Source organism: Janthinobacterium goodfellowi (genome assembly GCF_051380695.1).
In the GTDB taxonomy this organism is placed as follows: domain Bacteria; phylum Pseudomonadota; class Gammaproteobacteria; order Burkholderiales; family Burkholderiaceae_D; genus Janthinobacterium.
In genome coordinates this window covers 1,728,714-1,741,191 of sequence record NZ_JBNYXN010000001.1, presented here as the reverse complement: position 1 = coordinate 1,741,191, position 12,478 = coordinate 1,728,714, and the positions used below count along the sequence as shown (strand labels likewise).

13 protein-coding genes are annotated in these 12,478 nt (G+C 65.7%); 8 read left to right on the top strand and 5 right to left on the bottom strand.

Going from position 1 to position 12,478, the window contains the following annotated elements; genetic code table 11:
* Positions 1–328: IS1595 family transposase (locus tag ACQ4WQ_RS07875; RefSeq protein WP_436495923.1), on the top strand; the 328-nt coding region annotated here is incomplete at its 5' end.
* A 56-nt stretch (positions 329–384) separates the two neighbouring features.
* Here ACQ4WQ_RS07875 and ACQ4WQ_RS07870 read toward each other — a convergent pair.
* The 4 genes from ACQ4WQ_RS07870 to ACQ4WQ_RS07855 all read right to left on the bottom strand — a co-directional run bounded on the left by ACQ4WQ_RS07870 (position 385) and on the right by ACQ4WQ_RS07855 (position 4,130).
* A complete protein-coding gene (locus ACQ4WQ_RS07870) occupies positions 385–2,052 on the bottom strand; it encodes a cation acetate symporter (RefSeq protein WP_436495988.1) in 1,668 nt (555 codons plus the stop codon).
* Positions 2,053–2,066: 14 nt separating this feature from the next.
* The gene (locus tag ACQ4WQ_RS07865; RefSeq protein ID WP_326457161.1) at positions 2,067–2,375 is read right to left on the bottom strand and encodes a DUF485 domain-containing protein; all 309 of its coding nucleotides are present in this window, start codon (positions 2,373–2,375) and stop codon (positions 2,067–2,069) included.
* A 125-nt stretch (positions 2,376–2,500) separates the two neighbouring features.
* On the bottom strand, positions 2,501–3,682 hold the full coding sequence (gene hmpA, locus ACQ4WQ_RS07860; RefSeq protein WP_436495921.1) for an NO-inducible flavohemoprotein: 1,182 nt from the start codon (positions 3,680–3,682) through the stop codon (positions 2,501–2,503).
* A 34-nt stretch (positions 3,683–3,716) separates the two neighbouring features.
* On the bottom strand, positions 3,717–4,130 hold the full coding sequence (locus ACQ4WQ_RS07855) for a hemerythrin domain-containing protein (protein ID WP_436495919.1): 414 nt from the start codon (positions 4,128–4,130) through the stop codon (positions 3,717–3,719).
* A gap of 227 nt (positions 4,131–4,357) precedes the next feature.
* Between ACQ4WQ_RS07855 and ACQ4WQ_RS07850 the strand changes: the two genes are divergently transcribed.
* The 7 genes from ACQ4WQ_RS07850 to ACQ4WQ_RS07820 all read left to right on the top strand — a co-directional run bounded on the left by ACQ4WQ_RS07850 (position 4,358) and on the right by ACQ4WQ_RS07820 (position 11,718).
* A complete protein-coding gene (locus tag ACQ4WQ_RS07850; RefSeq protein WP_436495917.1) occupies positions 4,358–5,236 on the top strand; it encodes an STAS domain-containing protein in 879 nt (292 codons plus the stop codon).
* 7 nt (positions 5,237–5,243) lie between these two features.
* The gene (locus ACQ4WQ_RS07845) at positions 5,244–5,606 is read left to right on the top strand and encodes an STAS domain-containing protein (RefSeq protein WP_070218473.1); all 363 of its coding nucleotides are present in this window, start codon (positions 5,244–5,246) and stop codon (positions 5,604–5,606) included.
* Between the two features lie 10 nt (positions 5,607–5,616).
* Complete coding sequence (locus ACQ4WQ_RS07840) at positions 5,617–6,063, top strand: ATP-binding protein (protein WP_326457164.1); 447 nt, start codon at positions 5,617–5,619, stop codon at positions 6,061–6,063.
* Entirely contained in the window at positions 6,060–7,154 is a 1,095-nt protein-coding gene (locus ACQ4WQ_RS07835; protein ID WP_436495914.1) for an ATP-binding SpoIIE family protein phosphatase, read from the top strand. Before ACQ4WQ_RS07840 ends, ACQ4WQ_RS07835 begins: the two co-directional genes overlap by 4 nt.
* Positions 7,151–8,974 (top strand): ATP-binding protein, encoded by a 1,824-nt coding sequence (locus ACQ4WQ_RS07830; protein ID WP_326457166.1) that lies wholly within the window; start codon positions 7,151–7,153, stop codon positions 8,972–8,974. The genes ACQ4WQ_RS07835 and ACQ4WQ_RS07830 overlap by 4 nt, the downstream gene beginning before the upstream one ends.
* Positions 8,961–10,478, top strand: a complete 1,518-nt coding sequence (locus ACQ4WQ_RS07825; RefSeq protein ID WP_436495911.1) for an ATP-binding response regulator — start codon at positions 8,961–8,963, stop codon at positions 10,476–10,478. The genes ACQ4WQ_RS07830 and ACQ4WQ_RS07825 overlap by 14 nt, the downstream gene beginning before the upstream one ends.
* A gap of 118 nt (positions 10,479–10,596) precedes the next feature.
* A complete protein-coding gene (locus ACQ4WQ_RS07820; protein ID WP_436495909.1) occupies positions 10,597–11,718 on the top strand; it encodes a metallophosphoesterase in 1,122 nt (373 codons plus the stop codon).
* A gap of 3 nt (positions 11,719–11,721) precedes the next feature.
* Here ACQ4WQ_RS07820 and ACQ4WQ_RS07815 read toward each other — a convergent pair whose 3' ends face one another.
* The gene (locus ACQ4WQ_RS07815) at positions 11,722–12,474 is read right to left on the bottom strand and encodes a DUF4303 domain-containing protein (RefSeq protein WP_436495907.1); all 753 of its coding nucleotides are present in this window, start codon (positions 12,472–12,474) and stop codon (positions 11,722–11,724) included.
* Positions 12,475–12,478 lie beyond the last annotated feature (4 nt).

The window sequence follows — 12,478 nt, the reverse complement described above, 5'->3', positions numbered from 1 at the left end:
TTGCCTGCCACCCGTGATCGACAAGGACGTCTTGCTGATGACCGACGGCCACGCTGCCTATCGCGCCTTCGCGCGTGAAGCGGGCATCAGTCATCAGGCCGTCAACTTGCGTGCCGGCATCCGCGTGCAGGGCGCCGCCCACGTGCAGAACGTCAACGCGTATCACAGCCGCTTGCGCGGCTGGCTGCGCATCTTCCATGGCGTGGCCAGCCGTTATCTGCCGAATTACCTGGGGTGGCGCTGGATACTGGACGCCGGGCGCATCCGCTCCCCAGAAACATTATTGAAGGCAACGCTGGGCGAGTTCCCACATTTGACGGTGACATAGCCAACAACAATGCCCGGCGAACCGGGCATTGTTTGCTGCAGTAACTACCTAAAACATCAATGCGCGCTGGCGCCTGCCGCGCCGATGCCCGTTTCCGAACGCATTTGCTGCGCTTCGTAGCCTGCACGGTCGATGCGCGCGCGGGGGCTCTTGTCGAGCACCGAGAACAGCCAGATGCCGACGAAGCCCGCCGTCATCGAGAACAGCGCCGGCGAAGCGTACGGGAACAGCGCTTCGCCATGGCCGAGCACGTCGACCCACACGGACTTCGACACCACCGTCAGCGCCACGGCCGTGATCAAGCCCAGGAAGCCGCCGATGGTGGCGCCCCGCGTGGTGCAATCCTTCCACAGCACCGACATGAACAGCACGGGGAAGTTGGCCGAAGCGGCAATGGCGAAGGCCAGCGAGACCATGAAGGCGATATTCTGCTTTTCAAAGGCGATGCCCAGCACCACGGCGATAATGCCCAGCACGATCGTCGTCACGCGCGACACCTTCAATTCATTGGCGCCCGTGGCCTTGCCCTTCTTGATGACGGTGGCATACAGATCGTGCGACACGGCCGACGCACCCGACAGGGTCAAGCCCGCGACCACGGCCAGGATGGTGGCAAACGCGACCGCCGACATGAAGCCGAGGAAGACGTTGCCGCCCACGGCCTTGGCCAGGTGCACGGCCGCCATGTTGTTACCGCCCAGCAATTTACCGGCCGCATCCTTGAACTCGGGATTGGTGCTTACCAGCACGATGGCGCCAAAGCCGATGATGAAGGTCAGAATGTAGAAATAGGCGATCCAGGTGGTGGCCCAGAACACGGACTTGCGCGCTTCCTTGGCGCTTGGCACCGTGAAGAAACGCATCAGGATGTGCGGCAGGCCGGCCGTACCGAACATCAGCGCCATGCCGAACGAGATGGCCGAGATCGGGTCCTTGATGAAGGAACCGGGGCCCATGATGGCTTCCTTGGTGGCATGCACGTCCACCGACTTGGCGAACAGCGCTTCCGGGCTGAAGTTGAATTGCGCCAGCACGGCCACGGCCATGAAGGTGGCGCCGCCCAGCAGCATCACGGCCTTGATGATCTGTACCCAGGTGGTGGCCGTCATGCCGCCGAACAGCACGTAGATCATCATCAAGGTACCGACCAGCACGACGGCGATCCAGTATTCGAGGCCGAACAGCAGCTTGATCAGCTGGCCCGCGCCCACCATCTGGGCGATCAGGTAGAAGGCCACGACGACGAGGGTACCGGATGCCGAGAAAATGCGGATCGGTGCCTGCTTGAATCGGTAGGCGGCCACGTCGGCAAAGGTGTAGCGGCCCAGGTTGCGCAGGCGTTCGGCCATCAGGAAAGTGATGACGGGCCAGCCGACGAGAAAGCCGATGGCGTAGATCAGGCCATCGTAGCCGTTCAAAAAGACGGCGGCGGAAATGCCGAGAAACGATGCGGCCGACATATAGTCGCCCGCGATGGCCAGGCCGTTCTGAAAGCCCGTGATGCCGCCGCCGGCCGTGTAGAAATCGGAAGCCGACTTGGTCTTCTTGGCCGCCCATTTGGTGACGAACAGGGTGAAGATGACGAAGACGGCGAACATGATGATGGCCGTCCAGTTGGTGGGCTGCTTGACTGCCTGGCCCAGGTCGGCGCCGGCCGCCAGCACGCTGTTGCTGGCGCTCGCCAGCAAGGTCAGGGCTGCCAGGCAGGAAAATGTGCGTTGCATCGATGGGGCGCGATTCATGCCTGCACCCGTGCCTGGATGGCGCTGGTCAGGTCGTCGAATTGCTTGTTGGCGCGGCGCACGTAGATGCCCGTGATCACCACGGTAAACACGATGACGAACAGGCCGATCGGCATGCCCCAGGTCATCACGCCGGCGCCGGTTTTAGCGGCAAGAAATTCCTTGTCGAACGCGATCAGCAGGATGTAACCGTAGTACACCAGCATCATCAGGCCCGTCAGGGCCCAGCCGAAGCGCGAGCGCACCCGGACCAGCCGATGATAGTTGGGATCGCTCTTGAGTTTTTGTACCAGATCGTCATGCATGTGTTGCCTCCGTTATGTGAGCCTGCTCTTTTCTTGTCGAGCTTGCATTCACAATACGGCGCGAGGCTTACCCGCCCCTTACGGCGGCGTTTTTTTCTCGCAGGGACAACACACGGCAGGCAAGGTCAGTTCAGCGCGGCTGCCGGTCCGAAGAATTCATGGTGCGTCTGCTGTTCCGGCACGCCCAGTTCGCGCAGGTATTGCTTGACGGCCCGCATGAACGGCTGCGGCCCCAGGAAATAGGCATCGACGTCGCGCGAGGCGGGCAGCCAGTGACCGAGCCGCTCTTTATTGAGCAAGCCGATGGCGTCCGGGGCGTCTTGCTCGCCGTCATGTTCCGCGTAGCAGTAGTAGCGCTGCAGCTGCGGATGCTGCGCGGCCAGTGCATCGATCTGCGCGCGGAACGCATGCACGCCCTGGTGGCGCGCCGCGTGGATGAAATGCACGGGACGCGTGCCGCGCAGTGCCGCCGTCAGCATGGCCAGCGTGGGCGTGATGCCCACGCCGCCGCTGATCAGCACCAGCGGCTTGTCGCCATCCCTCAGCACGAAGTCGCCCGATGGCGGCGTCAGCTGGACGGTATCACCCGTCTGCACGTGGTCATGGAAGAAATTCGACACCTTGCCGCCCTCTTCGCGCTTGACGCTGATGCGGTAGGTCTGGCCATTGCTGGCGGCCGACAGCGAATACTGGCGGCGCATGGGCACGCCATCGACGGTGGCCAGCACGCCGATGTACTGGCCCGGCGCAAAGTCGAGCACGGGCTGGCCATCGGCGGGCGCCAGCAGGAAGGACGTGATCTCGCCGCTTTCCACCGTCTTGCTGCGCACGGTGAAGTCGCGCGCGCCGCTCCAGCCGCCCGGTGCGGCCGCCTGCGCCTTGTAGATGCGCCCTTCCTCGCCGGCCAAAATATCGGCCAGCTGGCCGTAGGCCGCGCCCCAGGCGTCGATGACGGCGTCGCTGGCCACCTCTTCGCCCAGCACTTCGCGGATCGCCTGCAGCAGGCTGGCGCCCACCAGCGGGTAGTGCTCGGCGCGGATCTGCAGGGCTACGTGCTTGTTGACGATGGTGGCCACCAGGTCGCCCAGCGCTTCCAGCTGGTCGATATGTTTGGCATACATCAGCACGCCATTCGCCAGCGCGCGCTGCTGGTCGCCGCTGTGCTGGTGCGCCTGGTTAAAGTACGGCAGCACTTCGGGATGATCGCGGAACAGGTTCTTGTAGAAATGGCGCGTCAGCGCTTCGCCGCCCTGCTCGAGGATGGGGACGGTGGCCGTGATGATGGCGCGTTGTTCTTGGGTCAGCATGTGGAATTCCTTTAGATAGATGAGCAGGTGGTTTTCAGGCCAGTGATTCAATGGCGGGATAAAGATCGTGATCCTCGCGCCGCATGCGCCGGAACAGCGCGTGCAGCACGGTATTGGCTTCGCTGCGGAAGGCGTCCGGTTCGGCAGCCAGGCGCACGGGCGTATTCCAGCGGCCCGCGAAATCGAGGTAGGCGCCGGCGATGCCGTGCATCTCGTTTTCATACTGGCGCCCCAGCCGGGCCACCGTGGCCACGCCGGACGCCTGCGCGGCCGGGTACAGGTAGCGCTGCTCGACGGCCAGGTGCAGCTTGATCAAGCCGCTCATGGCGACGATCTGTTCGGCGATGGCCTGCGCCTGGGCGGCGACACCGCCGCGCGCCAGCCGGCGCAAGTCGTCGATGGCGGCCAGGATGGCCAGGTGCTGCTGTTTGAATTTGTCGATATTCATGGCGTGTTTCTCTTGTTGAGTGTTCCCAGTGTAGCGGAATTCGCTTAAACATGCAAACTACATGCATCTTTAAAAGCGCCAATGTTTCCCACAGGAATGTACATCGACATGCGCCACTATGTGCGGCACAGAACACAAGCCACAATCGTGCTTGCCTATAATTTATTCATCACAGCGCGCATCCATTCACGGCCGCGCCGCACCCTCCACTTCAGCCAAGGATCAGCATGAAAATCAAAGCGGGCATGGGCCAGGCGCAGCAACTGGCCAGCATCATCAGCCAACACCACACGGAACTGCTGGACGGCTGGATGGCCGGCCTGATCGCCCGCCTGGTGCGGCGCGACAAGATCGCCGAAAACGAACTGCGCCAGCAGGCGTCGCAATTCCTGCCGCTGCTGGCGGGCGCGCTGGAAAGCGGCGACTCGTTCGACATCGAAGGCGGCGCCTGGGACGATACGCGCCAGCTGCTGGCGGAAATATCGCAATCGCGCGTGCGCCAGGGCTATTCGCCGATCGACACGGCCAGCTTCATGTTCTCCCTCAAGGAACCGCTGTTCGCCTACCTGCGCAAGCAAATCACGGCCCAGCCGGATCAGCTGGGCGACGCCATCGTCAGCACCAGCAAATTGTTCGACGAGCTGGGCCTGCTGACCATCGCCATCTACCAAAAGGCGCGCGAACAGGTGATATTGCGCCAGCAGCAGGAATTGCTGGAACTGTCCACGCCCGTGGTGCAGCTGTGGCAAAACGTGCTGGCCCTGCCCCTGATCGGCACCCTCGACAGCGCCCGCACGCAGGTGGTGATGGAAAGCCTGCTGCAAAAGATCGTCGACACGGGCGCCCTGATCGCCATCATCGACATCACGGGCGTGCCCACCGTCGACACCCTGGTGGCGCAGCACCTGCTGAAGACGATCGCCGCGGCGCGCCTGATGGGCGCCGACTGCATCATCAGCGGCATCCGCCCGCAGATCGCGCAAACCATCGTGCACCTCGGCGTCAACCTGGAAGACGTGATGACCAAGGCCACCCTGGCCGACGCCTTCGTCGTGGCCCTGAAACGCACGGGTTCCAGCATCACCTACCAGCAGCAACAACACTGAGGCGCCTATGGAAAGAATCCCCATTTTACGTATGGGCCGGCTGCTGCTGGTGACGATCCAGGTGGACATGCATGACCGCCTGGCGATGACCCTGCAGGACGACCTGACCACCCGCATCGTGACGGACCGCGCCACGGGCGTGCTGATCGACATTTCCGCGCTCGACATCGTCGACTCCTTCATCGGCCGCATGATCAGCAACACGGCGGCGATGGCGAAAATCCTCGACGCGCGCACCGTCGTCGTCGGCATGCAGCCGGCCGTCGCCATCACCCTGGTGGAACTGGGGCTGACCCTGGAAGGCGTGAGCACGGCGCTCAACGTGGAGCTGGGCATCAAGATGCTGGAACGGAGCGGCGCATGCGCATGACGGGGGCGCCGTGCTAGGCGCGCAGGCACAGGAGCGGGCGCAGGCGGGGGCGCAACAGCTGCAGCAGATCCTGCCCCTGCACAGCGACGAGGACGTCGTGCGCTTGCGCAAGCAGGTGCGCGACAGCATGGTCGCCATGGGGTTTGGCCTGATCGAACAGACCAAGATCATCACGGCGGCCAGCGAACTGGCGCGCAACACCCTGCGCTACGGCGGCGGCGGCGAGGCGCGCATCGCGCGCGTCAGCGATGGCGCGCGCCAGGGCCTGGAACTGCGCTTCGTCGACGCGGGGCCGGGCATCGACGATATTCCCCTGGCGCTGACCGATGGCTATACCAGCGGCGGCGGACTGGGACTGGGGCTGGGCGGCGCCAAGCGCCTGGCCGACGCATTTCACATCGACACGGCGCCCGGCGCGGGCACCACCGTCACCATCGCGAAATGGAAGCTGTTTTGAACCACCAGGAACCACAGCCTGACATTCTCAGGCAAAGAAGTTTTCCCATCGGCGAACCGAGCGAGATCGCCGCGGCCCGCCGCGCCGGCAACGAGCTGGCGCGCCGCATCGGCTTCGACGACGTGCGCACGGGCCAGCTGGCCATCATCATCAGCGAGGCGGCCACCAACATCGTCAAGCATGCGCAGCGCGGTGAAATCCTGCTGCGCAAGGTGCTGCGCGGCGGCACCAGCGGCATCGAAGTGCTGGCCATCGACAACGGTCCCGGCATGGCCAATGTGCGCCAGCACATGCAGGATGGCCATTCCACCACGGGCACCTACGGCGTGGGACTGGGCGCGATACGCCGCCTGGGCCAGGAATTCGACCTGTACACGGCGCCCGGCAAGGGCACGGTGCTGATGGTGGTGGTCTGGGGCCCCAACGCCAGCAGCGCCATTCCCGCCCATCCGAACTGGCGCATCGGCGCCGTGTGCCTGCCGGTGGCCTCGGAACAAGTGTGCGGCGACGCCTGGAACGTCGTGTGCGAAGGCCATGAACTGAGCCTGATGGTGGCCGATGGCCTGGGTCACGGCCCGCTGGCGGCGCGCGCGTCGGAGCGCGCCAGCGCGCTGCTGGAACACGACACGCCCGGCCTGCCGCCCCTGCCCACCCCCTTCATCGAACTGGCCCACGGCGCGCTGCGCACCACGCGCGGCGCGGCCATGGCGGTGGCGCACATCGACAGCGCGCGCCGCGAATTGCGCTATGCCGGCGTGGGCAACATCGCCGCCTGCGCCTTCGACGCGCAGCAGCGCCGGCATTTGCTGTCGCATAACGGCATCGTCGGCAGCAATCTGCGCAAGGTGCAGGAATTTTGCTATCCGTGGCAGCTGGGCGCGACCTTGATCATGCACTCGGACGGCTTGCACACGCGCTGGGACCTGGAACAGTATCCGGGCCTGGCGCAATGCCACCCCAGCCTGGTCGCCGCCGTGCTGTACCGCGATTTTGCGCGCGGGCGCGACGACGTCACGGTGGTGGTGCTGCGCGAGCATGAGGAATATCAGGCTGTAACGGCAGAAACAGCAGAAAGGACAGGTGGGGCATGACACAACGCATATTGACAGCCCATATCGGCAGTGAACTCGACGTGGTGGGCGCACGCCAGCGCGCGCGGCAGATCGCCGCCCTGTGCGGCTTCGGCGTGCAGGATCAGGTACGCATCGCCACGGCCGTGTCGGAACTGGCGCGCAACGTCTACAACTACGCGGGCAGCGGCAAGGTGCATTTCGCCATCGATGGCCAGACGGCGCCGCAGGTGCTCAGCATCCGCATCGAGGACCAGGGCCCCGGCATCGCGCAGCTCGACCGCATACTGGCCGGCACCTACCGCTCGCCCACGGGCATGGGCCTGGGCATTCTGGGCGCGCAGCGCCTGATGGACCGCTGCCATATCCACAGCGCGCCCGGCGACGGCACGCAGATCACGCTGCACAAGCTGTTCCCGCGCGACGCGCCCCTGCTCGACGGGCAAAGCATCGGCGCCCTGTCCGGCAGCCTGCAGGCGCTGCCCTCGGATATCACGCTGTCCGAGGTGCAGCAGCAGAACCGCGAACTGCTGAGCACCCTGGCCGAACTGAAGACGCGCCAGGACGATTTGCTGCAGCTGACGCGCGAGCTGGAAGACACCAACCGGGGCGTGGTGGCGCTGTTCGCGGAACTCGATGAAAAGGCCGACCACCTGCGCCGCGCCGACCAGATGAAATCGCGCTTCCTGTCGAACATGAGCCATGAATTCCGCACGCCGCTCAGCTCCATCCGCGCGCTGTCCAAGCTGCTGCTCGACCGCATCGACGGCGAACTGTCGGAGGAACAGGAAAAGCAGGTGCTGTTCATCCTGCAAAGCGCCGTCAGCCTGAGCGACCTGGTGAACGATCTGCTGGACCTGGCCAAGATCGAGGCGGGCAAGGTCGACGTGCACGCCAACAGCTTCCAGGTGGCCGACCTGTTCAGCGCCCTGCGCGGCATGCTGCGGCCGCTGCTGGTGTCCGATACGCTCACGCTCACCTTCATCGATCCCGATCCGGCACTGCACATCCATACGGATGAAGGCAAGCTGTCGCAAATCCTGCGCAACTTCATCTCCAACGCCCTCAAATTCACCGAGGCCGGCGCCATCATCGTCAGCGCCACGCCCTTGCCGGAGCAGGACGCCATCCGCTTTTCCGTCTCCGACACGGGCCTGGGCATCGATGCCGAGGACGTGCAGCTGATCTTCGAGGAATTCAGCCAGGTGGAAAACCACATGCAGCGCAAGGTCAAGGGCACGGGCCTGGGCCTGCCCCTGTGCCGCAACCTGGCCACCCTGCTCAATGGCACGGTGTCCGTGGACAGCACGCCGGGCCACGGTTCGCTGTTTTCCGTGGTCCTGCCCGCCAGCTACCATGCGCCCGAAGGCAGCCTGCCGCCGAGCGCGCCGGCCAACGACAATGGCAACGACCAGCGCATCGGCGTGCTGGTGGTGGAAGACAATCCGCCCGTGCGCCTGCTGTATGAAAAATTCTTGGCCGGCAGCGAGTTTCGCGTCGTCCCCGCGCGCAGCGTGCGCGAGGCGCAGGAACGCTGGGAACAACAGCGCCCGGCCGCCGTCATCCTCGACATCCTGCTGCACGGCGAAACGGCCTGGCACTGGCTGGCCGAGCTGAAAAACGACCCGCTGCGGCGCCAGGTACCCGTCATCGTCGCCACCGAGATCGACGACGTGCGCAAGGGCCTGGCCCTGGGCGCCGACGCCTATTACGTCAAGCCGCTGTCGCGCCAGCAATTGCTGGCGACCCTGCGCGCACTGATCGGCAACCAACATCACCGGCAAGAGCCGGTTCCGCCGCAAGGCACAACCACCTGGGACAATGCGCATGCTACCGGATAACAACAGCGATGCTCTGATCCTGAACGTCGATGACAGCGATGGCGCACGCTACGCCAAATCGCGCATCCTCAAACGCGCCGGCTTCAAGGTCATCGAAGCCTCGAACGGAGGCGACGCGCTGCTGCGCGCGCGCCAGGACCGCCCTAACCTGATCCTGCTCGACGTCAAGCTACCCGACATCAACGGCCTGGAAGTGTGCCGCCAACTGAAGGGCGGCGCCGAGACGAACACCATCCTGGTGCTGCAGACGTCGGCCTCGTGCATCGGCACGGCCGACAAGATCCGCGCCCTCGATGGCGGCGCCGACAATTACCTGGTCGAGCCGATCGAGGCCGATGAACTGATCGCCAACGTCAAGGCGCTGCTGCGCCTGGGCCGGGTCGAGCGCGCGCTGCGCGACGTGGACCGCCGCAAGGATGAATTCCTGGCCACCCTGGCGCACGAATTGCGCAATCCTCTGGGCCCCATCCGCACGGCGCTGGCCCTGTTGTGCAAGCTCGACCCCGTCGTGCCGGCCGCGCAGGACAATGCGCGCCGCACCATCGGCCGCCACACGGACCACCTGGTGCGCCTGGTGGACGACCTGCTCGACGTGTCGCGCATTTCGCAGGGCAAGATCTCGCTGCAATGGGAAAGCGTGAGCCTGGCCAGCGTCATCCGCAGCGCGCTGGAAACGAGTTCGCACAGCGTCGAGGCGCGCGGCCATGCGCTCGACGTGAACCTGCCCAAGGAAGAACTGTGGGTCTGCGGCGACGCCGTGCGCCTGTCGCAGATCGTCGCCAACCTGCTGCTCAACGCGGCCAAGTTCACGGCGCCGGGCGGGCGCATCGCCATTTCCGCCGCGCGCGAAGGCGACAACGTGCGCATCCGCCTGAGCGACAACGGCATCGGCATCGCCGCCGCCAGCATCGACAGCATCTTCGGCCTGTTCGAGCAAAGCGGCCATTCGCCCGACCGGGTGCAGGACGGACTGGGCATCGGCCTGTCGCTGGTGCGCAACCTGGTGACCTTGCACGGCGGCCAGGTCAGCGTGCACAGTCCCGGCGTGGGGCTGGGCAGCACCTTCGAAGTGATCCTGCCCCTCGACGCCAACGTGCCAGCACCCGCCGCCGCGCCGGCGCCCGAGGCGGCCAGCGGCGGCAGCCAGCGCATCCTCGTCGTCGACGACAACTGCGATGCGGCCGACACCCTGGCCGAACTGCTGGAAATGTACGGCCACACGGTGCGCACGGCCTACACGGGCGCGCAGGCGACCGAGCGCACGCTGGAATTCAAGCCCGACATCGTCTTTCTCGACATCGGCCTGCCCGACATGAGCGGCTACGACGTGGCCGGCAAACTGCGTCAGTTGCCGATACCGCAGCAATTCCAGCTCGTGGCGCTGACCGGCTATGGCCAGGAACACGACCGCCAGGCGGCCCTGCAGGCCGGGTTCAACGAGCACTTCGCCAAACCGGTCGATTTCGGCAAGCTGGCCATGCTGGGGCTGCAAATAACACCATGAACGCACCATGAGCGGGCTAGCCGGCTGCCGGTTGCCGAGGCGTCGGCTATAATCGGCGGCCGGCGATGGCGCCGCATCGCATCCGCCGCGCCGGGTCCCCCACCATTGGAACGATCACATGAAAACCCGCACGCCGCTGCTGCGCATCACCATGATACTGGGCGCCCTGCATGCCCTGCTGGGCTGGCTGCTGCTGCCTGCGCTGCCCATCGGCCTGGCCGGCTGGCTGCTGGGCGGCGCCGTCTTGCTGGCCTCGACCATGCTGATGCCGATGACCATCTTCGCCCGCGCCGTCACCAACGATGCGCGCCTGGCCGACCGTTTGAGCTGGGCCGGTTCGCTGTGCATGGGCTTTTTTTCCTCGCTGTTCGTGCTCACCATGCTGCGCGAACTGTTGATGCTGGTTCCCGCCACCCGCCCGCATGCCCAGGCCTCGGCCGTGGCGGCGCTAGCCCTGGCGCTGCTGGCCACCGTCGTCGGCTTCATCAACGCCCGCCGTGTGGCGCGCGTGCGCGAAGTGACGGTACCGATTACCGGCCTGCCGGCCGCCCTGCAGGGTTTTAGCATCGTGCAGCTGAGCGACATCCACGTGGGCGCCACCATCAAGCGCGCCTATGTGGACGCCATCGTCGCGCGCGCCAACGGCCTGCAGGCGGACGTCATCGCCATCACGGGCGACGTGGTCGACGGCACGGTGGCGCAACTGGGCAGCCATACGGCGCCGCTGGGCGAGCTGCGCGCGCGCCATGGCGTCTTCCTCGTCACGGGCAACCACGAATACTATTCGGGCGCCGCGCCGTGGGTGGCAGAATTTCGCCGCCTGGGCTTGCGCGTGCTGATGAACGAGCACACGGTGCTCGAACACGACGGCGCGCGCCTGGCGCTGGCCGGCGTCACCGATTTCAATGCCGGCGCCTTTGATCCGGCGCAGAAAAGCGACCCGCAAGCGGCCATCGCCGGCGCGCCAGCCGATATCCCCCGCATCCTGCTGGCGCACCAGCCGCGCAGCGCGCCCGAGGCCGAAGCGGCCGGCTACGACCTGCAGTTGTCCGGCCACACGCACGGGGGACAATTCTGGCCGTGGAATCTGTTCGTGCCGCTGCAGCAGCCCTACGTGGCGGGCCTGCACCGGCGCGGCCGCCTGTGGATTTACGTCAGCCGCGGCACGGGATACTGGGGGCCGCCGAAACGCATCGGCGCGCCGGCGGAGATTACGCGACTCAGGCTGGTGGCGGCGTAAGCTTCACTCTTCCCAGCTGGCCATCCACGCCTCGAAACGCGCCACCACGGCCGGCGGATTCAAGCGCGCCATCGCGCCTTCCACCGGCTCGCTGTCGCTGACCTCGAACAGCAGCACGCTCCCGTCGCGCTGCGCGCCCGTGCCGAAGTATCCCTCGGCATCGAGCTGCGCCAGCGCCGCGATGCAGGCGTCGAACACGCCGGTGCGGAAGGTCACGAATGCGACGTCGAACGGCAAGCCGCGGTGCGCCTGCAGCAGCAGGCGGTAGGCGCTGTCGAAGTAGGCGCCGCCCTCGTCAAAAGCCCACTCGGCCGGGTTCCACCGCATCTCTTCGCCGTATTCCGAGGCGGCCAGCGCTTCGCGGCTGTTCGCCATGGGGCCGATGGTCATGGCGCTGTCGTCGCTCACCAGCGCGAAAGCGTCGATGTGCTGGTCGCGATGCGCACGGCGCACGCAGTCAAAAGCCAGGCGCGCGGCGTCCGCCACCAGGCTTTGCAGCAGCGCGAAATCGAATGCGGCCGGGTCGATGACGCTTTCGCGCGCCAGCACGTAGCCGTCGGCCAGTGCCGCATGACAGTGGGCCGCGTACGCGGCATGCGCCTGCGCTTCGCTGGCGTAATCGTTGCGCGTCTCTTCGCCCCACGTCATGGCCGCGCCGGCGGCCGTCCACACGGTCGCGCCGAAGACGCGCGCTTCCCGGAAACGGTCCGGCTGATCGCCGTCAAAGGTGTAAAACAGGCTGTAACTGCTATGCATGGGA

Coding starts and splice junctions, on each gene's coding strand:
- ACQ4WQ_RS07870 (WP_436495988.1), bottom strand. CDS start 2,052: ATGCAACGCACATTTTCCTGCCTGGCAGCCCTGACCTTGCTGGCGAGC.
- ACQ4WQ_RS07865 (WP_326457161.1), bottom strand. CDS start 2,375: ATGCATGACGATCTGGTACAAAAACTCAAGAGCGATCCCAACTATCAT.
- hmpA (WP_436495921.1), bottom strand. CDS start 3,682: ATGCTGACCCAAGAACAACGCGCCATCATCACGGCCACCGTCCCCATC.
- ACQ4WQ_RS07855 (WP_436495919.1), bottom strand. CDS start 4,130: ATGAATATCGACAAATTCAAACAGCAGCACCTGGCCATCCTGGCCGCC.
- ACQ4WQ_RS07850 (WP_436495917.1), top strand. CDS start 4,358: ATGAAAATCAAAGCGGGCATGGGCCAGGCGCAGCAACTGGCCAGCATC.
- ACQ4WQ_RS07845 (WP_070218473.1), top strand. CDS start 5,244: ATGGAAAGAATCCCCATTTTACGTATGGGCCGGCTGCTGCTGGTGACG.
- ACQ4WQ_RS07830 (WP_326457166.1), top strand. CDS start 7,151: ATGACACAACGCATATTGACAGCCCATATCGGCAGTGAACTCGACGTG.
- ACQ4WQ_RS07825 (WP_436495911.1), top strand. CDS start 8,961: ATGCTACCGGATAACAACAGCGATGCTCTGATCCTGAACGTCGATGAC.
- ACQ4WQ_RS07820 (WP_436495909.1), top strand. CDS start 10,597: ATGAAAACCCGCACGCCGCTGCTGCGCATCACCATGATACTGGGCGCC.
- ACQ4WQ_RS07815 (WP_436495907.1), bottom strand. CDS start 12,474: ATGCATAGCAGTTACAGCCTGTTTTACACCTTTGACGGCGATCAGCCG.